General features: G+C 68.3%; 23 protein-coding genes. 17 read left to right on the forward strand and 6 right to left on the reverse strand.

Annotated features, from left to right (window positions below; all coding sequences use genetic code 11):
• Nucleotides 1-283 precede the first annotated feature (283 nt).
• The 7 genes from DACI_RS01825 to DACI_RS01855 all read left to right on the forward strand — a co-directional run bounded on the left by DACI_RS01825 (nt 284) and on the right by DACI_RS01855 (nt 6417).
• Nucleotides 284-1414 (forward strand): MlaE family ABC transporter permease, encoded by a 1131-nt coding sequence (locus DACI_RS01825; RefSeq protein ID WP_012202304.1) that lies wholly within the window; start codon nt 284-286, stop codon nt 1412-1414.
• Nucleotides 1414-2217 carry an ABC transporter ATP-binding protein gene (locus tag DACI_RS01830; protein WP_012202305.1) on the forward strand — a complete coding sequence of 268 codons (804 nt, stop codon included), beginning with the start codon at nt 1414-1416 and terminating at the stop codon, nt 2215-2217. The genes DACI_RS01825 and DACI_RS01830 overlap by 1 nt, the downstream gene beginning before the upstream one ends.
• Before the next feature lie 199 nt (nt 2218-2416).
• A complete protein-coding gene (locus DACI_RS01835; RefSeq protein WP_012202306.1) occupies nt 2417-3379 on the forward strand; it encodes an MlaD family protein in 963 nt (320 codons plus the stop codon).
• Between the two features lie 14 nt (nt 3380-3393).
• Nucleotides 3394-4062: an ABC-type transport auxiliary lipoprotein family protein gene (locus DACI_RS01840; RefSeq protein ID WP_012202307.1), complete on the forward strand. Its 669-nt coding sequence runs from the start codon at nt 3394-3396 to the stop codon at nt 4060-4062.
• 657 nt (nt 4063-4719) lie between these two features.
• Nucleotides 4720-4938, forward strand: coding sequence for a CsbD family protein (locus tag DACI_RS01845; RefSeq protein WP_012202308.1), 219 nt, complete (start codon nt 4720-4722; stop codon nt 4936-4938).
• Between the two features lie 144 nt (nt 4939-5082).
• Entirely contained in the window at nt 5083-5670 is a 588-nt protein-coding gene (locus DACI_RS01850; protein WP_012202309.1) for a hypothetical protein, read from the forward strand.
• A gap of 246 nt (nt 5671-5916) precedes the next feature.
• On the forward strand, nt 5917-6417 hold the full coding sequence (locus DACI_RS01855) for a hemerythrin domain-containing protein (protein ID WP_012202310.1): 501 nt from the start codon (nt 5917-5919) through the stop codon (nt 6415-6417).
• 43 nt (nt 6418-6460) lie between these two features.
• Here DACI_RS01855 and DACI_RS01860 read toward each other — a convergent pair whose 3' ends face one another.
• Entirely contained in the window at nt 6461-7108 is a 648-nt protein-coding gene (locus tag DACI_RS01860; protein WP_012202311.1) for a MarC family protein, read from the reverse strand.
• A gap of 189 nt (nt 7109-7297) precedes the next feature.
• On the opposite strand from DACI_RS01860, the gene DACI_RS01865 reads away from it, so the two are divergent.
• The gene (locus tag DACI_RS01865) at nt 7298-7990 is read left to right on the forward strand and encodes a dienelactone hydrolase family protein (protein ID WP_012202312.1); all 693 of its coding nucleotides are present in this window, start codon (nt 7298-7300) and stop codon (nt 7988-7990) included.
• Here the strand turns inward: DACI_RS01865 and DACI_RS01870 are convergent, their stop codons facing one another.
• The 3 genes from DACI_RS01870 to DACI_RS32680 form a co-directional block, all read right to left on the reverse strand.
• On the reverse strand, nt 7991-8308 hold the full coding sequence (locus DACI_RS01870) for a hypothetical protein (protein ID WP_012202313.1): 318 nt from the start codon (nt 8306-8308) through the stop codon (nt 7991-7993). It abuts the gene before it with no gap.
• 362 nt (nt 8309-8670) lie between these two features.
• Nucleotides 8671-9315, reverse strand: a complete 645-nt coding sequence (locus tag DACI_RS01875; protein WP_012202314.1) for a molybdopterin-dependent oxidoreductase — start codon at nt 9313-9315, stop codon at nt 8671-8673.
• Nucleotides 9312-11924, reverse strand: a complete 2613-nt coding sequence (locus DACI_RS32680; protein WP_012202315.1) for a choice-of-anchor Q domain-containing protein — start codon at nt 11922-11924, stop codon at nt 9312-9314. The genes DACI_RS01875 and DACI_RS32680 overlap by 4 nt, the downstream gene beginning before the upstream one ends.
• Before the next feature lie 219 nt (nt 11925-12143).
• Here DACI_RS32680 and DACI_RS01885 point away from each other — a divergent pair, with 219 nt between their 5' ends.
• A complete protein-coding gene (locus tag DACI_RS01885; RefSeq protein WP_012202316.1) occupies nt 12144-12881 on the forward strand; it encodes a response regulator transcription factor in 738 nt (245 codons plus the stop codon).
• A 19-nt stretch (nt 12882-12900) separates the two neighbouring features.
• Nucleotides 12901-14859, forward strand: a complete 1959-nt coding sequence (locus tag DACI_RS01890; RefSeq protein ID WP_012202317.1) for a sensor histidine kinase — start codon at nt 12901-12903, stop codon at nt 14857-14859.
• On the opposite strand, the gene DACI_RS01895 is transcribed toward DACI_RS01890, so the two are convergent.
• Nucleotides 14856-16049, reverse strand: coding sequence for a magnesium transporter CorA family protein (locus DACI_RS01895; protein ID WP_012202318.1), 1194 nt, complete (start codon nt 16047-16049; stop codon nt 14856-14858). The genes DACI_RS01890 and DACI_RS01895 overlap by 4 nt on opposite strands.
• A gap of 4 nt (nt 16050-16053) precedes the next feature.
• Nucleotides 16054-17061 carry a porphobilinogen synthase gene (gene hemB, locus DACI_RS01900; RefSeq protein ID WP_013800242.1) on the reverse strand — a complete coding sequence of 336 codons (1008 nt, stop codon included), beginning with the start codon at nt 17059-17061 and terminating at the stop codon, nt 16054-16056.
• Between the two features lie 123 nt (nt 17062-17184).
• Between hemB and DACI_RS01905 the strand changes: the two genes are divergently transcribed.
• The 7 genes from DACI_RS01905 (at nt 17185) to rpsG (ending at nt 22310) form a co-directional block, all read left to right on the forward strand.
• Nucleotides 17185-17613, forward strand: a complete 429-nt coding sequence (locus DACI_RS01905) for a CopD family protein (protein ID WP_012202320.1) — start codon at nt 17185-17187, stop codon at nt 17611-17613.
• Between the two features lie 31 nt (nt 17614-17644).
• Nucleotides 17645-18778, forward strand: coding sequence for a VanZ family protein (locus tag DACI_RS01910; RefSeq protein WP_012202321.1), 1134 nt, complete (start codon nt 17645-17647; stop codon nt 18776-18778).
• Between the two features lie 10 nt (nt 18779-18788).
• Nucleotides 18789-19163 (forward strand): (2Fe-2S) ferredoxin domain-containing protein, encoded by a 375-nt coding sequence (locus tag DACI_RS01915; protein WP_012202322.1) that lies wholly within the window; start codon nt 18789-18791, stop codon nt 19161-19163.
• A gap of 80 nt (nt 19164-19243) precedes the next feature.
• Nucleotides 19244-19879 (forward strand): alpha/beta hydrolase, encoded by a 636-nt coding sequence (locus DACI_RS01920; protein ID WP_012202323.1) that lies wholly within the window; start codon nt 19244-19246, stop codon nt 19877-19879.
• 92 nt (nt 19880-19971) lie between these two features.
• Entirely contained in the window at nt 19972-21141 is a 1170-nt protein-coding gene (locus DACI_RS01925; RefSeq protein WP_012202324.1) for a D-alanyl-D-alanine carboxypeptidase family protein, read from the forward strand.
• 157 nt (nt 21142-21298) lie between these two features.
• Nucleotides 21299-21676 (forward strand): 30S ribosomal protein S12, encoded by a 378-nt coding sequence (gene rpsL, locus DACI_RS01930; RefSeq protein WP_012202325.1) that lies wholly within the window; start codon nt 21299-21301, stop codon nt 21674-21676.
• Between the two features lie 160 nt (nt 21677-21836).
• On the forward strand, nt 21837-22310 hold the full coding sequence (gene rpsG / locus DACI_RS01935) for a 30S ribosomal protein S7 (protein WP_012202326.1): 474 nt from the start codon (nt 21837-21839) through the stop codon (nt 22308-22310).
• The last annotated feature ends 28 nt before the right edge of the window (nt 22311-22338 follow it).

A 22338-nucleotide genomic window follows, 5' to 3' on the forward strand; every position in this document is an offset into this window, starting at 1 on the left:
TGGGAGCCGGGGTTGGTGCTTCGGCCCATTGTGCGGACGGCATGCGCACTGTCGAGAGGGAAAGCGCGCTGGACTCCTTTTTTTGCAGCATCGCATGCAGCAGTCATGGCTGTCGCGCTGGTTTTTTGATAAAAATTGCACGCGTAGGGCAAAGCTGTCGTGCGCACGGCGTCGCCAGGCAATCTGCGGCCCGCGCCGCTCGGTTATCCTGCGGTCTTGGCTGCAATGCCGCCCGGCCCTGCCCGCGCGCCCCGCCTTCGCAACCCCCAAGGATCTCCCGCACTTGTCTGCCCTCAACAATCCACCCCAATGCAGCCTGCGCCGCGACAACGACGGCCAGTGGGCGTTGCTGACCGGTTCCTGGGGCGCGGCCGAGCTGGGCCGGCGGGCGCAGTGGCGCAAGCTGCGTGCGCAGCTGGCCGATGCCAAGGGCGATGACCTGGGCTGGAACCTCGAAGGGCTGGACTGGCTGGACCACGTGGGCGCGCAGCTGCTGTGGAACCACTGGGGTCGTCGCCTGCCCGCGCGCCTGGCGGCCAGCGATGCGCAGCGCGCCATGCTCGAACGCGTGGGCCGTTTCTCCAAGGAGCCTGCGCCGCCGCCCCCGCGCCTGAACCTGCTGGAGCGCATCGACAGCCTGGGCTGCCTGGTGATCAACGCCTGCGGCCATTTCGCGCAGATGACGCGGCTCATCGGCCAGTTGCTGATCGACCTGCTGCGCTTTGCGCGTGCGCCGCACCGGGGGCCCTGGCGCGACATCTCCGGCCATCTCTATTCCATGGGCGCCACGGCCCTGCCCATCACGGCCCTGGTGGGCTTTCTGATCGGCGTGGTGCTGGCCTACCTTATGGCGCTGCAGCTGCGCCAGTTCGGGGCTGAATCCTTCATCGTCAACATCCTGGGCATCTCGCTGATCCGCGAGCTGGGTCCGCTGCTGGCGGCCATTTTGGTGGCGGGCCGCACGGGCTCGGCCATCACCGCCCAGATCGGCGTCATGCGCGTGACCGAGGAATTGGATGCCATGCAGGTCATGGGCATACCGCACGGCTTTCGCCTGGTGCTGCCGCGCGCGCTGGCGCTGGCCATCGCCATGCCCCTGGTCTCGCTGTGGACCACGCTGGCCGCGCTGGCCGGCGGCATGCTCGCGGCCGACCTCACCATGGGCGTCACGGGCGCCTACTTTGCCGAGGCCCTGCCTGCCGCCGTGAAGATCGGCAACCTCTGGATCGCCATGGGCAAATCCGTGGTCTTCGGCGCCCTCATCGCCCTGATCGGCTGCCACTGGGGCCTGCGCGTGGAGCCCAATACGCAGAGCCTGGGCAAGGGCACGACGGCCTCGGTGGTGACGGCCATCACCATGGTCATCGTGGTGGACGCGATCTTCGCCATCTTGTTCAAGGACGTAGGCATCTGATGGCCATGGACACCGAAACCTCCTCCACGCCCGCAGCCGACGAGCCCATCGTGCGCATCGCCGGGCTGTGGAGCGTGTTCGGCGAAGGCGAGAACGCCTTTGCCGTGCACCAGGACCTGGATCTGGATGTGCAGCGCGGCGAGATGCTGTCCATCGTCGGCGGCTCGGGCACGGGTAAGACCGTGCTGCTGCGCCAGATGCTGGGGCTGCTGGAGCCCACCAAGGGCCGTGTCGAAGTGCTGGGCCGTCCGGCCAGCGAAATGGGCCGCGAGGGCGCCGCCAGCCGCGTGGGCATGCTGTTCCAGCATGGGGCGCTGTACTCGGCCTTCAGCGTGCTGGACAACGTGGCCTTCGCGCTGCGCGAGCAGGGCACGCTGCCCGACGATCTGGTGCGCGACGCGGCCCTGGTCAAGCTGCAGATGGTGGGCCTCAAGCCCGAGCATGCCTCGCGCATGCCGGCCGATCTCTCGGGCGGCATGATCAAGCGCGTGGCGCTGGCGCGGGCGCTGATCATGGATCCGCCCTTGCTGCTGCTGGACGAGCCCACGGCCGGCCTCGACCCCACCAGCTCCGACGAATTCTGCGAACTGCTGCGCGAGCTGCGTGCCGAACTGGGCCTGACCGTCATCATGGTCACGCACGACCTGGACACGCTGTTCGCCCTGTCCTCGCGCGTGGCCGTGCTGGCCGAGAAGAAGGTGCTGGTCAGCGGCCCGCCGCGCGAGGTGGCCGAGTTCAAGCATCCGTTCATCGAGCATTTCTTCCAGGGCGAGCGCGGCAGGCGCGCGATGAGCACGGTATGAGAAGCCCCCCTGAGTCGCTTCGCGCCTTCCCCCCTCTCGCTTTGCGGGGGGGGACGACACCCTCACTGCGGGGCGGCCCTTGCTCGGTGTCCCTCGCCTTCGGGCACGCCGGTTTTGAAGGCCTCGCCCTGAGTTGTGAATTGACTGGGGCCCGCGGCCCCATGCCTTGTTTGCTGGGCTAACGTTATGGACCATTGATATGGAAAACAAATCACATGCCATGGCGGCCGGCATTTTCGTGCTGGTCGTGGCGGCCCTGCTGGCGGGGCTGGCGATCTGGCTGACGCGGGATACGCGGCAGTACAACGAGTACGAGCTGTCCACCAAGGACGGCATCAGCGGGCTGCAGGCCCAGGCTGCCGTGCGCTACAAGGGCGTGGCGGTGGGCAAGGTCACACAGATCGGGTTCGATCCGCAGACCAATGGCAACGTGCTGATCCGCATCGCCATCGGTGTGAACACGCCCATCACGCCCACCACGTTCGCCGTGCTGGGCTACCAGGGCGTCACGGGCTTGGCCCATGTGCAGCTCGATGATGCGGACCAGCCTCAGCCCCAGCTGCCCCCGGGCCCCAGCGGCCTGCCGCGCCTGCCGCTGCGCTCGTCGCCGCTGAGCATGCTGGCCGACCAGGGGCAGGTGCTGCTGGAGCGCGCCGATGAAATCTCGCGCCGCCTCAGCGACATGCTGGACACCGACAACCAAAAGCGCGTGAGCCAGGCGCTGGAGAACATTGCGGCCGCTGCCGCAGGCGTGCAGCAGCTCACGCAGAACCTGGACCGCACGCTGTCCACCCAGGTGCCGCAGCTCGCCGCCGACGCCCACAACACCCTGCAGTCGCTGGAGAAGGCCAGCAACGGCGCCTCTGCCGTGGCCTCCGAACTGCAGCAGACCGTGCGCCGCGTGAACGCGCAGGATGGGCCGCTGGAGCAGATCGCCCAAAGCACGCGCGCACTGACCCGCATGGCCGATTCGCTGGGCCGCAGCACGGTGCCGCACGCCAACCGCGCGGCCGACGATGTCTCGCGCGCCGCGCGCCAGATGGGCACGGCGGCCAGCCGCTTCAGCGACAACCCGCAGGCCGTGATCTACGGGCCGGGCCAGGCCCGTCCGGGGCCGGGCGAGCCCGGCTTCGTCGCCCCGTCCGCAGCCACCCAGCCCTGACCCAAGGAACCCGCATGCCCCTATCTCGCAAGACCGCCGTGGCCAGCGCTGGACTGGCCGCCGCCCTGATCCTGCTGGCCGGCTGCTCGGCCCTGCCGCAGCCCCCCGCCCAGCCCGCGCGCTATGACTTCGGCCTGGCGCCGCTGTCCGCGCCCGCGCAGTCCGCCACATCCGCAGCCCCGCAGGCTCGCACGCCGCTGGCGCTGGCCGATGTGGAGGCACCCGCCCTGTCCGACGGCAGCACGGCCATGTTCTACCGCCTGGCCTATGCCAACGGCCAGGAACTGCGCCCCTACCAGCTGGCGCGCTGGAGCCAGCCTCCTGCACTGCTGCTGCAGCAGCGCCTGCGCAGCCAACTGGGCCTGCAGCGCCCCGTGCTCGCCAGCAGCGAAAGCGTGGCCCAGCCGCGCCTGCAGGGTGCCGTGCCCACGCTGCTGCGCGTGGACATCGAAGAGTTCAGCCAGGTCTTCTACGCGCCCGGCTCCAGTGCCGGAGTCGTGCGCCTGCGCGCCACCCTGGTCGAGCAAAGCGGTGCCGTGGACCGCCTGCTGGGTCAGAAGCTGTTCGAGGTGCGCAGTCCTGCCGCCTCCGGCGATGCCGCAGGCGGCGCGAAGGCGCTGGCGACGGCGGCCGATGCCGCCATTGCGCAGATCGATGAGTGGCTGGGGCAGCAGGGGCACTGAGCGGCGGCTGGATTTCCAGCCCATCCATTCTCTTGAGAACGGCTGGTGGGTGCATTGCATCCGCTGGCCGTTTTTTGTTCTCGGGCAATTGGCTCTGCAAGCAAGTGGGGCTTTTTCCGCCCCTGCCGGGTGGTTGCTTTTCGAGGCCGGGTCTCGGCCCGGCAGCCGACTGCCCTTTCTTGATTCGCCAAGAAAGGTCAGATCAAAGAAGGCGACCCGAATGTCCGCGACCCCTTCGCTTCGCTGCGGGGCAACCTGCGCCGTGGCGGCCGCGGGGTTCGCCGTGAAACTCTCTTCGCGCTGCGCGCTACGTTCAAACAATCACGGCGAGTCAGATGACGAAGCAGTCCTGTCCTTCGGCGGGACTGCAACCCCGCAACCGCCACGACGCAGGCGCTGACATACGGGGAAAGGCCGGGTACTCAGGGCAGGGGCGGGCCGCGCCTGACCCAGTGCTTCCCGCGCGTCCGTCAGGGGCTGTAGTCCCGATCCCACCGTCTCGGCTGCCCCTGGGACGACCGTCAACACTAGGTCCAGACTACGGCGCGCAGCCCCCAGGTTTTTTACAGTGGAACCGTCGCTGATGCAGATCGCGGCTTTGAAAAAACAAGGCCTGATTGCACGGCGCTACTTCAACATCACTGAAAGGACCAAGCCATGAATGAAGACCGCATCAAGGGCAACTGGAAGCAATTCACCGGCAAGATCCGTGAGCAATGGGGCAAGCTCACCGATGACGATCTGGACGTGATCGCCGGCAAGCGCGAGCAATTCCTGGGCAAGCTGCAGGAGCGCCAGGGCCTGGCCCGCGACGCTGCCGAAAAGCAGCTGACCGACTGGCAAAAGCGCAATCCCGACTTCCGCTTCGAAGACTGACGAGGGTGGACTGCGGATGGGTTGGACGCCCTGGCCGGCGCCGCCATCCGCTCCTCGACAGCCAGCGTGCCTGAGGGCACGCACCAATGGCCCGCCGCCGCAGGCACCAAGGGCCGGTTCAGTACAAATACAAGGAGTTCCATCATGCAAACACCGCAACGCTTTCGCCACATGCTTTCCGCTGTCGCCCTGGGCCTGATGGCCTCCGGCGCCATGGCCATGACCAATGCGGAGCACACGGCCGCCAAGAACCAGATCGAGGCCGATTACAAGGCTGCCAAGGAACAGTGCAAGCCGCTCAAGGGCAACGCCAAGGACGTCTGCGAGAAGCAGGCCAAGGGCCAGGAAAACGTGGCCAAGGCCGAACTGGAATCGCGCCGCAATCCCTCGCCCAAGAACAGTGAAAAGGCCCTCATCGCCAAGGCTGATGCCGACTACGACATCGCCAAGGAAAAGTGTGACGACCTCAAGGGCGACGCCAAGGATGTTTGCGTGAAGGATGCCAAGGCTGCCCACGTGCACGCCGTGGAAGCCGCCAAGGTGAACAAGGCCCAGGCCGAGCCCGCTGCCAACTCCGCAGCCAAGGCTGCCAACGTGGCAGAAACCCGCAAGGACGCTGCCGAGGAAACCCGCGAAGCCGACTACAAGGCTGCCAAGGCCCGTTGCGACACCATGAGCGGCGCTGCCAAGGACACCTGCGTGGCTGATGCCAAGCGGAAGTTTGGACAGTAAGCTCCCCCTGAGCGGCTGAGGCCGCTTCCCCCTCTCTACCCGCTTCGCGGGGGAGGGGGACGACGCCCTCGCCGCGAGGCGGCTCTTGCTTGGCGTCCCTGATGTTGGGGCGCGCCAGTTTTATCCGCCTTGACCAAGCCCCGTTCGCGGGGCTTTGCTGTTTTCGGGTTGGCTGATGTGGGTCAAACGGGTTGGGCGGTGCTGTTCCTAAGCTGCAGGCTTTCACGATGAAGGCAGGAGAAGCATATGGCCGTGCTGGAATGGAGCGGAGCGCTGGCATTGGAGTTGCCGGCCATGGACGAGGTGCATCAGGAGTTCGTCCTGCTGCTGGCCGAGGTGGAGGCGGCCGATGATGCGCAGCTGTGCGCGCGCTGGGATGAGTTGATCGCGCATACGCAGGTGCATTTCGACCAGGAAGACCGCTGGATGCAGTCCACGCGCTTCACCAGCACCAACTGCCACAGCCTGCAGCACAAGGTGGTGATGCAGGTGATGCGCGAGGGGGCGGCCAAGGCGGTGGCCGGTGATCTGGCCGTGATCCGCAGCATGGCAGGCGAGCTGGCGGCCTGGTTCGTGCACCATGCGCAAACCATGGATGCGGCGCTGGCCCTGCATCTGCGCAGTGCGGGCTTCGATCCCGCCACGGGCTCCCTGGCGCACCCTGAGGCCTTGCCCGAGCAGCCCATCACGGGCTGCGGCGGTGCCTGCGACGGCAGCGCCGACCGCGCGCGGGCCGTGCCGGCCTGATCCGGCCTGAACCGGCAGTAAGGCCACCAGTCAGCCAGCCCGCTCAGGGCACGATCGCGGGCGAGGCCAGGATGGGGAAGATCTTCACCAGCCCGCCCGCCATCACCTCCACGGCCAGGGCCGCGAGGATCAGGCCCATGAGCCGCGTCATCACGTTGATGCCGGTCTTGCCCAGCACGCGGGCGATCGGGTCGGCCAGCGAAAAGCAGACCATCACCACCAGCGCCACCACCACGCCATAGCCCACCAGGGCCAGGTGCTGCCAGATGGTGCGTGCCTGGTCGGCGTAGATCACCACGGTGGACATGGAGGCCGGCCCTGTCAGCAGCGGAATCGTCAGCGGCACCACGGCAATGCTGTTGCCCATGGCAGCCTTTTCCGCGCCAGCGACCAGCGTGGGCGCGTTGGGCCGTTCCTCGGCCGGGCGGGCGTTGAGCATGTTCATCGCGCTGATCAGCAGCAGCAGGCCGCCGCCCACCTGAAAGCTCTGCAGCGAGATGTTGAAGAAGTCCAGCACCTGCAGCCCGATGATGGCGCAGGCAGCGATCACGCAGAACGAGGCCAGCGCCGCCGTGCGAATGGTCTGCTGGCGCTGCTGGGCGCTGAATCCCTCGGTGTAGTGGATGAAGAAGGGGACGATGGCCAGCGGGTTGATGATGGCCACCAGCGTGATCAGCGGTTTGAGGTCCATCGCATTCCCTGTAGGTTGCCGCCGCCCACCTGTGCCCGGCCCTTGCCGGTACGCACGACTTTTCGTTCCATCGAATGTCTCCTGTGAAAGAATTGCCGCACGGGCCGGCCCGCCGCCATTACAGCATTGCGGGGCGCGTCCGCCCACCGGGAAATCACAACAGGTTCTCAGACAGAAAGGAACACGGACATGGGCAGTTTTGTGCAGTTGACTTCGTTGGATGGCACGGCTTCGCCGGCCTGGGTGGCGCGGCCCGATGTGCCCGCGCGCGGCGCCGTCGTGGTGCTGCAGGAGATCTTCGGCGTCAACGCCCATATCCGCGCCGTGGCCGACCGCCTGGCAGCCCGCGGCTATATGGCCGTGGCGCCGTCGCTGTTCACGCGTGTCGAGGCCGGTGTGGACCTGGGCTACGGCGACGCCGACCGTGCCAAGGGCATGGCGCTGAAATCCGCCGCCGAGGCGCTGCCCCAGCCCGGCGTGCTGCCCGAGATCGAGGCCGCCATTGCCCATGCCGCCACGCTGGTGCCCGGCGGCAAGGTGGGCATCGTGGGCTTTTGCTGGGGCGGCCTGTGGGCCTGGCGCGCGGCCTGCAACCTGCCCAGCCTGTCGGCTGCGGCCTGCTACTACGGCGGCGGCATGACCACGCCGCTGGAGATGGGCCGCGAGCCGCTGTGCCCCGTCATCGCCCACTTCGGCCGGCGCGATTCGCACATTCCCGTGGACGCCGTGCAGGCCTTTGCCCAGGCGCAAAAGCATGTGCAGGTGCACCTGTACGACGCCGACCACGGCTTCAACTGCGACCAGCGCAGCGCCTACGACGAGGCCAGCGCCCTGCAGGCGCGCGACCGCACGCTGGCCTTCTTCGACCAGCAACTGGCCTGATCACCCCCCGGGGTCCGGATCACAGGCCGGCCCCGGCGTCGCCTTGCGCGCCTGCACGGTCTGCAGCGTGCCCCGCAGCGCGCGCTGCTGCGCGGTCAGGAAGCTCATCAGCCCGCCCAGGTCGCTCAGTTGTTGGTCTGGGCCGGCCATGCAGCACAGGTCGATCACCAGGCCCATCTGGTGCATGCAGTCCTTGATGCGATAGACCTCGTATTCGGAAATGGGGTAGTACAGGCTGGTCTCTTCCCTCGGCACTTGCGGGGAAGAGAAGAAAGGCGGGGAGGCGTGTGCTCCGCTGGGCGCATCGAGGTCAGGCATGGCGGCTCCTTTGGCATGAACTGGCACCCCCTAGCGGAGGTCCCGCACAGCCCCGCCAAAAACGGAACCGTGCCCGGCGCAGCACCGGGAAGATGAAAAGCCGCTGCCTCATCAAAAGGCGTGCGGCTGCTGCGCCTACGTTGTTCCGGGCCGCCAAGCCCGTATCCCCCGAGGGGACCGCGAAATGGTACTCCAAATGCGCGCCGCAGGCCGGGTTGCAATGTGGTCAACGCTATGCTGAGCTTGCCGCCGCCAACGGGTGGCAGGGCTGTGCAGGTTGGCGGGCCGGGCAAAGGAGCCGGCACCCCCTTGCGGAGGTCCTGCACAGCCCCGCCGAAACGGAACCATGCGCAGTCTTGAGGTCAGCCCTGGGGCTGCTGCGCGTGCAGCCCCATGTGGTACAGCCCCCAGGGCGCCTGCGCAAAGCGTTCCTTCAGGGGCTTGCCTGCCAGATCGGCAATGCGGTCGGCGTCGTACATGGCCCATTGCGGGCCCAGGCCGCCCAGGCCCAGGCGCCGGCCGTCCATGTGCGTGGCCAGCAGCATGCGCCATTGCAGGGCCTGCGCCAGCGGCAGCTGGGCGCGGTAGCCGTCGATGGCCTGCAGGGTGATCCACTGGCCCCTGGCCGCTGCGGCGGCGCTGTCCACTCCGGCCGCCTGCAGCACGGTGGCCAGCAGCGGGCCGCGCAGCCGGTGGGGCTGGCCGTCGTATTCGATATGGGGCGTGATCTCCACCGTGGGCAGGCGCTCCAGCGCACCAGCCCCTGTGGTCCAGGCCGAGTCGAAGGCCAGGCCATGGTTTTTCAGCAGCAGGTCGGCCACCGGGTCCAGCGGCCCCCGGTTGCCGCGCACGCCGGGGCCGCTGATGGTGAGCACGGCGGCTTCGGTGCTTTTCCCGGGGGCGGCGGGGGCGGCCAGGGCGCTTTCGCACAGGGCCAGGCCGGTGGCTGCGCTGGCGGCCAGCAGGCTGCGGCGTGAAAGCGGGCTCCGGCTTGCGGATGCGGTCATGGGGAACTCCTGGGGGTGCGTGGCGATGTGCCAGCGCCGATTTTCCGTGAAGTGCCCATCCTGCGCGACACCGCCGCGCCCGCTGCGGTCAGCAGGCCCAGCAGCGCAAGCCCCCCGGCGCCCAGCGCTGGAATGGGCGCCGCAGCGGCTGTCGTGACGGTCACGGTGTTGCTGTCCGAGCCGGAGGTATTGCCATCACCGGGCACATAGCGCGCCTGCACCGTGGCCGTGCCCGGTGGCAGCCGGGGCACGCTGCAGCTGGCCTGCCCGCCAGTCACCGCAACGCTGGCGCACAGCACCTGCGTTCCGTTCAAGAAATCCACCGTGCCGCTGGCGCCGGCAGGCAGCGTGACCTGGGCGCTGAAAGTCACGCTCTGGCCAGGGCCTGGCGCAGCGGGGGAGGCCGACAGGTGGGCGCTGGTGGCCGCCGGGCCGATCACCACGGTCACGGCTGCGGGTTCGGTGGTGGCGCCGTTGGCATCGGTGGCGGTCAGCGTGAAGCTGTAGCTGCCTGCCGCCTGCGTGGCTGGAGCCGAGAGGGTGCCGGCGGCCTGGCTGAAGGCTGCGGGCAAACCGCTCACGCTGTAGCTGAACGGTCCCACGCCGCCGCTGGGCACGGGCGCCAGCGGCTGGCTGTAGGCCGTGCCGTAGGTGCCGGAGGGCAGGCTTGCCGTGACGCTGAAGGCCGTGAAGCTGGCCTGCACGCTCCTGGCTGCATCGATGGTGACGCTGCAGGTGGGCGTGCTTCCACTGCAGGCGCCGCTCCAGGCGGCAAAGGCATGGCCAGCGTCGGGCGTGGCGGCCAGGGTCACCAGGGTGGGCGCGCCTTCGAAGTAGCCATAGCCGGCCTGGCACAGGCCGCCTGGGCGGCCGCAGTCCTGTACGGCACCCGTGGCCGCAGGCGGGGAGGCCTGCGCCGATACGCCGCCCGCGCCGCTGGCCAGCACGGTCAATGCCGCCTGGAAGACGTTCGCCTCCACGGCGCCGATGTCGCACCGTGCACCCTGGGGCCTGACCACACCGCGCTGGTCCGTGCCAGGTGCGGCCGTGCAGGCCACCCCGTCCAGTGCCGGGCTGCCGGTGCTGTTCAACATGGTCTGGGTGGGGCCGCCGTGGCTGGCCAGGGGGCCGAGCTGCGGGTTGCCCGTGGTGAAGGCCAGGGCGCTGATGTCGGCATTGTTCAGGGCCTGCGCCAGGCCCAGCAGATTGTTGCTGCCGCTGGCATCGCTGGTGCCGCCATTGCGCAGGTCCAGCACCACGTCCCTGCCAGCGGGCTGTTTGGTGGCCGGCTCGAACACGCTGTCCTGGGCAATGCTGGCCTGCATTTCCAGCGAGGCGCCGCTGCGGGTGCAGCTGATGTTGCCACCCGCACTGCAGGCCGCCTGGGAATCGCCCAGGCTGTAGATGGCGCCGCCTTGCGCGGCCGGGTTGTCGTCGCCATTGGCCTGCACGGTATTGCCGGCCAGGGTGGAGAAACGGATGGTGAGCACGCCGTTGTAGTTGAAAACGGCGCCACCCAGGCCGGCGCCGCCGCCGCTGCTGTTGCCCAGCCCGCCGTGTGCACCGTTGCCAGCCAGGGTGACCTGGTTCAGCGTCAAGGTGCCTGCGTTGTTGAAAATGGCCCCTCCCATGCCGCCTGCGCCACCGCCAGCGTCGAAGGGGCCGCCCCCACCGTTGCCAGCGCCGAAGCCGCCACCGCTGCCACGACGGCCACCACCACCGCCAAATCCGCCACCGCCGGAGCCGCCGCCGCCACCACCGAAGCCGCCGTTCTTGCCGCTGGCGCTGCCACTGCCACCGCCCAGGCCGCCATCGTTCGGGCCGCCAGCGTTCGGCCCTCCCCCCGGGGACAAAGTCCCATCCTCGCCCACGCCGGCACCTGCAAAGGAGTTCAAGGAAAGCCTGCCTCCTTGCCCCCCTTGTGCGTGATTGCGCGTGAGCGTGCTGCGTTCGATGGTGAGCTGGCCCCGATTGAAGATGGCACCGCCCGCACCCAGCGCGCCGCCGCCAAAGCGGCTGGAGCCGCCTGTGGCCTGCCCCCCGGCCAGGGTCAGGCCGCGCAGGACCAGGCCACCCTGCGCATCAATGTCGAACAGCCGGAAACCAGGTGCGGTACCGAGGCGCTGCACGCTCACGCCCTGGGGCGTCAGGCCATTGGCGGTGGCATCGATGGTGATGCGCTTGCCGCTGATGAAGAAGGCGCTGGGGCCGAACTGCGAGACGTAGCCGGGCCAGCTGGCCAGCGGCAGGCAGGTGGCGCCGGCGGCCTGCCCGGTGTCCAGGCAGTTGGTAAAGCGGGTCAGCGAGATGGTCTGCCCATCCAGGGCCGCGCCGAAGACGATGATGTCGCCATCGGCGGCATGGTTGATGGCATCGCGCAGGGTGTCGCAGTTGCGGTCGCCTGCGGCAGGCGAGCATTGCGCACGAGACAGCGGCTCGGTGTCTGCAATCTCGCCGGCGGTGGTGACGGTGAGTGTGGCTGCCCGGGCCGCGGCGCCGGCAAGGGCCAGTGCCAACCCGACCGTCAGGCCCAGGGATGTCCGGCCCCAGGGTCTCGGCGTGGGCATGGGTGGTACGTCGGCTGCAGCAGACGGGTGGATGATGGACATGGCGGACCCCCTCGGTAGGCACAGCATCTCGGTGATGTGCTGAAGAGGGCAAATCTATGGGGTGTCCGGCTTTCTGTATGTCCCCCGTTCGGGCTACATGGCCGATGAGAGGGGGCGGGGTCGCCATGCCGCCCATGTCGCCCATATCGCCTATCCGGGCGACATGACAGCGGTCTTGTTCCATGTGAACATGCGGCCCTCGCCACGCACTCCACCTCCATGGACACGCACACAGACCCTTACTCTGCCGCCGCGACGGGTGGCGCCACACCCATCCGCGTGGCCGTGGTGGAGGACGACGCCGCCTGCCGCCACGCCCTGGTGGGCGTGATCAATGCCGCGAAGGACATGGTCCTGTGCTGGGCGGCAGCCAGCCGCGCGGAGGCCCTGCACCAGCTCGGCCGGGCCGATGGGGCCGGTGCCATGGACGTGATGCTGGTGGACCTGGGCCTGCCCGACGGCAGTGGCCTGGAGGTGATTGCTGCCGTGCGCACCCGCCACCCCGGGGCGGCGGTGATGGTCAGCACCATCTTTGGCGACGAGCAGCATGTGCTGGCCGCCATCGAGGCCGGCGCCATGGGCTATCTGCTCAAGGACCTGGCCGCCGACGCGGTGCTGGAGGAAGTGCGCAGCCTGCACGCGGGCGGCAGCCCCATCAATCCCATGGTGGCGCGCAAGCTGCTGCTGCGCCAGCAGCGGGCCGGGGCGGTGGCCGGGTTGCAGCCGCCTGCCGAGCCGCAGGCCGCCGCGCAGGCGCTTTCTGCGCGCGAGCTGGAGGTGCTGCGCCTGGTGGCGCGCGGCCACACGCTGGACGAGGTGGCGCGCCAGCTGGGCGTGTCGCGCCATACGGTGCGCACCTTCGTGCGGCGCATCTACGGCAAGCTGCAGGTGTCCAGCCGCACGCAGATGATGCATGTGGCGTTGCAGCGCGGCTGGCTGGCCGAGGGGCGGCAATGAGCGCCGCCAGGGTGAGCAGATGACGCAGCCGCTGCTGCAGGGGAGGGTCTTGCTGGTTTCGGCGGGGCTGGTGGCGCTGGCGATGCTGCTGGCGGGGGCGTTCGGGCTGCGTGGCCCCGCCGCAGGCGAAGCGGTGCAACTGCGCCAGGCGCAGCTGTGGCGGTCGGACAGCCCGCACTGGGCGCCGCCTGCGGCGCTTGCGTCGGCCGACGACGCGGTGCTGGATGCATCGACGCCGTGGAGCGATGTGGACCTGCCCTATGGGGGCGACAGGGCCGTGTCGGGCAGCGGCGACCTGGCCGCGGCGCCGCCCGAGGTGCGCTGGTTCCGCGCCGTGGTGCCGCCGGAGGCGCTGGCGCCCACGCCCCAGGGCGCGCGCCTGTATATCCCGCGCTGGCAGACGGTGGGCACGGTGGCGGTGTATGTGGACGGGGCGCTGGCCTGGCAGACGCGCGGCAGCCGGGTGTGGAACAGTTTCAACCGGCCGGTGTGGCTGGACCTGGGCGGGCTGGCGCAGCCGGGCAGGCCGCTGCAGGTGCATGTGCGCATGGCCAGCCAGCAGGGCGTGGGCGGGGCGCTGTCCAGTCTGTGGGCGGGGCCGGCCGAGTCGCTGCGCCTGTCCTGGCGGCTGCGCAGCCTGCTCCAGGCCGATCTGGTGGTCTACACGGCGGGCTCCTACCTGGTGCTGGGCCTGTTCGCACTGGCGCTGTGGACGCTGCAGCGGCGGCGCGGGGATGTGGTGTTCCTGCTGTTCTTCCTGATGTCGCTGTGCCAGTTGCTGGGCTCGCTGCAGTTCATGGTGGACGGCGAGGGGCTGGCCCTGTCGGACGGCTGGTTCTCCTGGCTGACCCTGGCCGGCCTCATGGGCGCCACGGTGGCGGCCTTCCATTTCCTGTGCCTGATGCAGCGCAGGCGCCGGCCCTGGCTGGCCCGGGTGCTGCAGGGCTATGTGGGCACGGTGCTGCTGGTGGCGGTGCCGCTGTGGGGGCCGGTGCACGAGACCATCCTGCCGCTGCTGCGGCTGCTGATGGTGCCGCCGGAGATCCTGGTGCTGTGCATGGCCGTGGCGGGCGCCTGGCGCATGCGCGATGGCGGCAGCACCATGCTGGCGGTGTGGATGCTGCTGTCGTTTCCCATCGGCTTCCATGACCTGGCGCTGCAGAGCTACCTGATCAGCATAGAGAGCATCTACCTGACGCCCTATGTGTACCTGGGGCTGTTCACGCTGTTCCTGCTGGTGGCCTACCGGCGCTACAACGGCGCGCTGGCCGTGGCCGAGAACGCCAACCTGCATTTGGCGGAACGGCTCAAGGCCCAGGAAGCCGAGCTGGCCCAGGCCCATGAGCGCCTGCTGGCCGGGGAGCGCGAGCAGACGCTGATGCACGAGCGCCAGCGCCTGATGCGCGAGATGCACGACGGTGTGGGCTCCTCGCTGATGAGCGCGCTGCGCGTGGTGGAGTTCAACCAGGCCGGCACGGTGAACCTGGTGCAGCTGCTGCAGGAGTGCATCGATGACCTGAAGCTGTCCATCGATTCGCTGGAGCCGCTGGACTGCGACCTGCTGGCGCTGCTGGCCGGGCTGCGCTATCGGCTGGGGCCGCGCCTGGAGGGGGCGGGGCTGCGGCTGCACTGGGAGGTGAGCGACCTGCCCGCGCTGCCTTGGCTGGACGCGCAGGCCGCCCTGCATGTGCTGCGCATCCTGCAGGAGGTGCTGACCAACATCATCAAGCACAGCGGCGCGCGCGAGATCACGGTGCGCACGGCCCAGGCCCCGCTGCAAGGCCGGGCCGGCGTGCAGGTGCTGGTGGAGGATGACGGCCACCCCTTCGACCGCGCCCAGGCACCCACCGAGGGCCGCAAGGGACTGGCGAACATGCGCACGCGCGCGCTGGCGCTGCAGGCCCGGCTGGACTGGGCGCCGCTGGCCGGCGGCAATCGCTTCACGCTGTGGATGCCGCTGGAGCGGGCGGGGCCCTAGTCCTGCGCCGTGCGCGCCATGTAGCGCTTGCGCCAGAAGAACACGGTCAGGCCCACGGCAATCGTCGTCATCGAGCCCATGGCCCACCAGAAGCCGTCCTGCTTGTGCACCAGGGGGATGAATTCGAAATTCATGCCGAAGATGCCGGCAATCAGGTTCAGCGGCAGGAAGACGGCCGTCAGCGCGGTGAGCGTGCGCATGATGTCGTTGGTGCGGTTGCTCTGCACCGAAAAATGCATCTGCACCACGGTCTCGGTGCTCTGCTCCAGCCGCCGCACGTGGTGGACCACGCGCTCTATGTGTTCCAGCACGTCGCGGCTGCGCACCTTGAGCAGGTCCAGCTCGCGCAGCGACGCCGCATCTTCAGGCGGCGCCCAGGTCTCCAGCGCGTCCGTCCAGTCCTGAACGGCGGCGCGCTGGTCTTCGCAGACCTCGTCCAGCTCGTGCAGGGCCAGCCGAGCGTCCAATAGCGCGCTCCAGTTGGCAAAGCGCGTGCGCGGGCGCAGCAGCTCGGTCTGCCAGTGGTCCAGCTGGCGCGACAGTTCGCGGCGCAGGTCCAGGAAGCCGTCCACGATGAGGTTGACCACGCGCAGCATGAGGTCGGGCGGGCTGGCAGGCAGCCGCGTGCCGGAGGTGGGGTTCAGCCGTCCCTCGCGGGGGTCATTGGGCACGGCGGCCAGCAGCCGCGCAGCATAGGCGTCGCGCACGGTGCAGTCGTCGGGGTGCACGGACAGCAGCACCTGATCGAACATGGCAAAGCCCACGGGGCTGGTGTCGATGTTGCGCAGCACGGGCGGGCCTGTGCGCTTCACGGGTGCTGCAGGCGCTGCGGTGGGGGCCGCCGGCACGCCGGTGGAAGCGGCAGCACGCGCCTGCCCGCTGGCCAGGCGGCGAAACACCAGCAGGTCGTACTGCGAGGTGTAGTCGTAGCGCGAGGGCAACTGGGCGTTGAGCAGGTCCGAGACATGCAGGTCCACCAGCTGCTGGCCCGACAGCAGCTGCAGCGTGCGCTGCACCTCGGTCAGCCGCTCCTGCAAGGTGGCGCGGGTGCAGGAGATCCAGACGAATCCCTGCGCGGGCGCCTGGTCGGGCAGGGCGGCCAGCTCGGTGGCGCCGCCCGGCTGCAGGTGGAAGATGCGCATGTTCCTGGCGGCGGGAGCGGCTCCCGCGGGCGGCGTCACCGGCTGCATGCGCTCAGCCGCGCAGCTTGCGCGCGGCGTCGATGGCGAAGTAGGTCAGGATGCCGTCGGCACCCGCGCGCTTGAAGGCCAGCAGCGATTCCATCATCACCTGGTCATGGTCCAGCCAGCCGTTGGCGGCGGCGGCCTTGAGCATGGCGTACTCGCCGCTGACCTGGTAGGCAAAGGTGGGCACGCCGAACTCGTCCTTGACGCGGCGCACCACGTCCAGGTACGGCATGCCGGGCTTGACCATGACCATGTCGGCGCCTTCGGCCAGGTCCTGGGCGACTTCGCGCAGGGCTTCGTCGGTGTTGGCGGGGTCCATCTGGTAGACGTTCTTGTCGGCCTTGCCCAGCGCGCCGCGCGTGCCCACGGCGTCGCGGAACGGGCCGTAGAAGGCGCTGGCGTACTTGGCGCTGTAGGCCATGATGCGGGTGTGGATGTGGCCGTGGGCCTCCAGTGCCTCGCGGATGGCGCCGATGCGGCCGTCCATCATGTCGCTGGGCGCCACCATGTCCACGCCGGCCTCGGCATGGTTCAGGGCCTGGCCCACCAGTACCTGCACGGTCTCGTCGTTGATGATGTAGCCGGACTCATCCAGGATGCCGTCCTGGCCGTGGCTGGTGTAGGGGTCCAGGGCCACGTCGGTCATCACGCCCAGTTGCGGGAATTCCTTCTTGAGCGCACGCACCACGCGCGGGATCAGGCCGTCGGGGTTGAGCGCCTCCTTGCCGTCGGGCGTCTTCAGCGAGGTCTCGATGGCGGGGAACAGCGCCAGGAACGGGATCTCCAGCTGCACGCACTGCTCGGCCACGGGCAGCAGCAGGTCCAGGCTCAGGCGGTCCACGCCGGGCATGGAGGGCACGGCCTCGCGCTGGTTCGTGCCTTCGTGCACGAACACGGGGTAGATGAAGTCATGGGCCGTGAGCACGTTCTCGCGCACCAGATTGCGCGTGAAGGCGTCGCGGCGCAGGCGGCGAGGGCGGTTGTGCGGGAAGGGGGTGGGGCTGGACAGATGCATGCCGAAAATTGTGCCCCATTCCCGCCGCAGGCCCCGCAAACCTGGCGACGACGCCGGCACGCGGGACTCGGCTTTTGCGCCTGCGCAGCCTGGCGCACCCCTGTACGCACGTACACTGCCCGCATGCTGTGGGTCAAAGCCTTTCATATCGTTTTCGTGGCAAGCTGGTTTGCGGGCCTGTTCTATCTGCCTCGCATCTTCGTCAACGTGGCCATGGTCACGCCCGGCTCGGTGGCCGAGCGCGAGCGCCTGCTGCTGATGGCACGCAAGCTGCTGCGCTTCACCACGCTGCTGGCCGTGCCCGCACTGGGCCTGGGCCTGTGGCTGTACCTGGGCTACGGCATCGGCAAGGGGCCGGGCAACGGCTGGATGCATGCCAAGCTGGCCGGCGTGCTGCTGGTCATCGGCTACCACCACGCCTGCGCGCGCCTGCTGCGCAAGCTGATCGACAACCGGGACCAGCACAGCCACCGCTGGTTCCGCTTCTTCAACGAGGTGCCGGTGCTGCTGCTGATGGCCATCGTCATCCTGGTGGTCGTCAAACCTTTCTGAGAAACCGATCCAACGAAGAGGGAGGCAGGGCGTGGTGCAAAAGACTTCGGCCTGGCCGCTGGCACTGGTCTATGCGGTGCTCATCGTTTTCGCCAGCCTGTTTCCTTTCGATGGCTGGCGTGCCCAGGGTATTGATCCGCTGGTCTTCCTGACGGCAAAGATCCCGCCGCCGTACTGGACCTGGTTCGACGTCAACATCAATATCGTCGGCTACGCGCCGCTGGGCTTTTTCCTGGCGCTGGCCCTGGTGCGCAGCGGCAGCCAGCGCGCGGCCGTGCCGCTGGCGGCGCTGGCCGGCACGCTGCTGTCGCTGTCCATGGAGTTCCTGCAGATCTACCTGCCGCGGCGCGTTCCCTCCAACCTGGACCTGGTGCTCAATGCGGGCGGCACCCTGCTGGGGGCGCTGGTGGCGCTGCTGCTGGAGCGGCTGGGCGCGCTGGCGCGCTGGAGCGCCTTTCGCACCCACTGGCTGGGCGAGGACGGCGGCGGCGCCATGGTTCTGCTGGCGCTGTGGCCCTGGGCGCTGCTCTTTCCCGCCGCCGTGCCCTTTGGCCTGGGCCAGGTGCTGGAGCGGCTGGAGCAGGGGCTGCTGGATCTGCTCGAAGGCACGCCCTTCCTCATGTGGCTGCCGCTGCGCGAGTCCGCGCTGACGCCGCTGTCGCCCGTGACCGAGATGCTGTGCGTGATGCTGGGCCTGTGGGTGCCCTGTCTGCTGGCCTACTGCGTGATGCGCCACATGGGCCGGCGCGCCATACTGGCGGGCTCTGCGGTGGTGATCGGCATCGGTGTCTCGGCACTGTCGGCCGCGCTGAGCTGGGGGCCGGCCCATGCCTGGGAGTGGGTGGACCTGCCGGTGCGCATGGGCGTGTGGGGTGGCCTGGGCCTGGCCATGGTGGCCATGCCGCTGCCGCGCCGGGCCTGTGCGGCCCTCTTGCTGCTGGTGCTGGTGCTGCAATTGAGCATCCTGAACCAGGCGCCCACCAGCGCCTATTTCTCGGAAACGCTGCAGGCCTGGGAGCAGGGCCGCTTCATCCGCTTCTACGGGCTGGGCCAGTGGCTGGGCTGGCTGTGGCCCTATGCGACCCTGGTCTATGTGCTGCTCAGGCTGGCGCGCCGCGATGCGGCACCGCCGCCGCCCCCGGCGCCGGCAGTGCCGCAGGCCTAGAATCCGCTCCATGAGCGAACACCCACGTCCCGGGGCCGACAGCGGCCAGCAAGGCGCAGGCAACTACTATGCGCGCCACATCTTCTTTTGCCTCAACGAGAGGCCCAACGGCGAGGACTGCTGTGCGCTGCACGGCGCCAAGGCGGGCTTTGACCACTGCAAGAAGCAGGTCAAGCAGCTGGGCCTGGCCGGCAAGGGGCAGGTGCGCGTGAACAAGGCCGGCTGCCTGGACCGCTGCGCGGGCGGTCCCGTGGCCGTGGTCTACCCCGAAGGCACCTGGTACACCTTCGTGGACGAATCCGACATCGACGAGATCGTCGAGTCCCACCTCAAGAACGGCCAGCCCGTGGAGCGCCTGCTGCTGCCGCCCGACGTGGGGCGCTGAGCACCGGCTGGAACTTTGGGCCTTTCCGGGCATCAGTGCTTTGTCAGCTTGGATTGGCTGCTACTACTAGGATAGCGATTGTGAATGCGCAGACCGAACGTTTGACCTTGACCGGCCTTGCCGGGGCCGTGGAGGCCCTGCGCGATGCGCCGGCCGCCGATGCACCGCCGCGCGGCGTGGCCATCATCGCCCACCCCCATCCGCTGTTCGGCGGCACCATGGACAACAAGGTGGTGCAGACCCTGGCGCGTGCCTTCGTGCAGTGCGGCTACACGGCCGTGCGATTCAACTTCCGCGGCGTGGGCGCCAGTGCCGGCGAGCACGACGCAGGCGTCGGCGAGGCCCAGGACATGCTGTCCGTGGTCCGCCAGGTCGCCCCCGAAGGACCGATTGCGCTGGCCGGCTTCTCCTTCGGAGCCTTCGTCACCAGCCATGTGCTGGCGGGGCTCTGGAACGAGGGCCGGGTGGAAAAGGCGGTGCTGGTGGGAACGGCGGCCAGCCGTTTCACCGTGGCGCCTGTCCCGCCTGAGGCCCATGACCGGACCCTGGTGGTGCACGGCGAAGCCGATGACACGGTGCCGCTGTCTGCCGTCATGGACTGGGCGCGCCCGCAGATACTGCCTGTTACCGTCGTGCCCGGGGGCGGTCATTTCTTTCACGGACAATTGCCGCTGCTCAAAAGCCTCGTGGTCCGCCATTTGCGCTCACTCCCCTAGCGGCACGCGCCGCTGCTCAACAGGCCTGCCCCATCGGGCGGGCATGTTTTCGCCTTTCCTGCATTCCCTGCCCTTTAGCGAGAGTTTTCCTCATGAAGCCACTTTCCTCCACGCTGCGAGTCCTGGCACTGGCGGCCGCCATGGCGCCGGCCCTGGCGCTGGCGCAGATCACCCCGCCCCAGCCGCCCGAAATCGCGGCGCGCAACTATCTGCTGGTCGATGTCACCGCCAACCAGGTGCTGGGCGCCAAGGACATCGATGCGCCCATCGAGCAGGCCTCGCTGACCAAGCTGATGACCGGCTACCTGGTCTTCGACGCGCTGCGCGCCAAGAAGATCACGCTGGAGCAGCGCCTGCCCGTGAGCGAGCGCGCCTGGAAGATGCCCGGCTCGCGCATGTTCATCGACCCCAAGATGCAGGTGCCGGTCGATGACCTGATCAAGGGCATGATCGTGCAGTCCGGCAACGACGCCACCATGGCCCTGGCCGAAGGCGTGGGCGGCTCGGCCGAGAACTTCGTGCGGCTCATGAACGAGCAGGCCAAGGCGCTGGGCATGAAGAACACCAGCTACAAGAACCCCGAAGGCCTGACCGAGCCCGGCCACCTGACCACGGCGCGCGACCTGTCCATCCTTGCCCAGCGCCTGATGCAGGACTTCCCCGAGTACATGCACTACTACTCGACCAAGAAGTACTTCTATCCGGGCACGCCGGCCTCCAACGGCACCAACCGCAATTCGCTGCTGTTCCGCGACCCGACCGTCGATGGCCTCAAGACCGGTCACACGGCCGCCGCCGGCTACTGCCTGGTGGCCACCGCCAAGCGCGACCTGCCCAACGTGGGCAGCCGCCGCCTGATCTCCATCGTGCTGGGCGCGGCCAGCGAGAACGCGCGTGCCAATGAAAGCCAGAAGCTGCTGAACTGGGGCTATGCGGCCTTCGATTCGGTCAAGCTGTTCGATGCCGAGCAGGCCGTGGCCACGCCCGAAGTCTGGAAGGGCAAGGCGAACACCGTCAAGATCGGCCGCACCACGCCCATCGTGGTCACCGTGCCGGCCGGCAGCGGCGGCAAGCTGAGCACCGAAGTCGTGCGCCAGGACCCGCTGATCGCCCCGTTCACCAAGGGCCAGGCCATGGGCACGCTCAAGGTCAAGATGGGTGCCGACACCGTGGCCGAAGTGCCGCTGGTGGCGCTGGAAGGCGTGGAGCAGGCTGGCTTCTTCGGCCGTGCCTGGGATGCGATCCGCCTCTGGATCAAGTAAGCCCCGCGCCTGTCGCGCAGGCCCTCGCGTACTGGCTTGGAGAGGGTGCAGTTGTGCGATCTCCCGCAAGCTGGTACAGTCGAGGGCTTTTCGGAATTTCCGAAGGGATTCACGTTTTCGCTTTTCGCAAGCAATTCACGTTTAGGGACGTTTATTAATGCCAACCATTAACCAACTCGTGCGTCAGGGCCGCACGGTCGAAGTTGTCAAATCCAAGAGCCCTGCTATGGAAAACTGCCCTCAGCGCCGCGGCGTGTGCACCCGTGTGTACACCACGACGCCTAAGAAGCCTAACTCCGCTCTGCGTAAGGTTGCCAAGGTGCGCCTGACCAACGGCTTCGAGGTCATCTCCTACATCGGTGGTGAAGGCCACAACCTGCAAGAGCACAGCGTTGTTCTGGTGCGCGGCGGCCGTGTGAAGGACTTGCCCGGTGTGCGTTACCACATCGTGCGTGGCTCCCTTGACCTGCAAGGCGTCAAGGACCGCAAGCAATCCCGTTCCAAGTACGGCGCGAAGAAGCCCAAGGCCAAGTAAGCCCTGCGTTTTTTCGAGGAAGGTGCTGTATCCCGCGTGGCGCGAGATTCAGCGTAGTGACCCCAAACGCAAGTGTTTTGCGCGGGTCGAGTAAGTGGGAGTCCTGTTGACTCTCGCGGTGTCTGAAAAGATGCCAACTGAAGCAAGATAGAGGTAAAAAATGCCACGTCGTCGCGAAGTCCCCAAACGTGAAATCCTGCCGGATCCCAAGTTCGGCAATGTCGAGCTGTCCAAGTTCATGAACGTGATCATGGAAGGCGGCAAGAAGGCGGTCGCAGAACGCATCATCTACGGTGCCCTGGACCTGATTCAAAAGAAGCACCCTGACAAAGACCCGCTGGAAGCCTTCGTTGTTGCCATCAACAACGTCAAGCCCATGGTCGAAGTGAAGTCCCGCCGTGTTGGCGGTGCCAACTACCAAGTGCCCGTCGAAGTGCGCCCCGTGCGTCGCCTGGCCCTGTCCATGCGTTGGCTGAAGGAAGCCGCCCGCAAGCGCGGCGAGAAGTCCATGGCCCAGCGCCTGGCCAACGAACTGCTCGAGGCCACCGAAGGCCGTGGCGGCGCCATGAAGCGCCGTGACGAAGTTCACCGCATGGCCGAAGCCAACAAGGCATTCAGCCACTTCCGCTTCTAAGAGCACTTCGCTCCCGATCAGACAGGCC

It is taken from the genome of Delftia acidovorans SPH-1 (assembly GCF_000018665.1).
Classification (GTDB): domain Bacteria; phylum Pseudomonadota; class Gammaproteobacteria; order Burkholderiales; family Burkholderiaceae_C; genus Comamonas; species Comamonas acidovorans.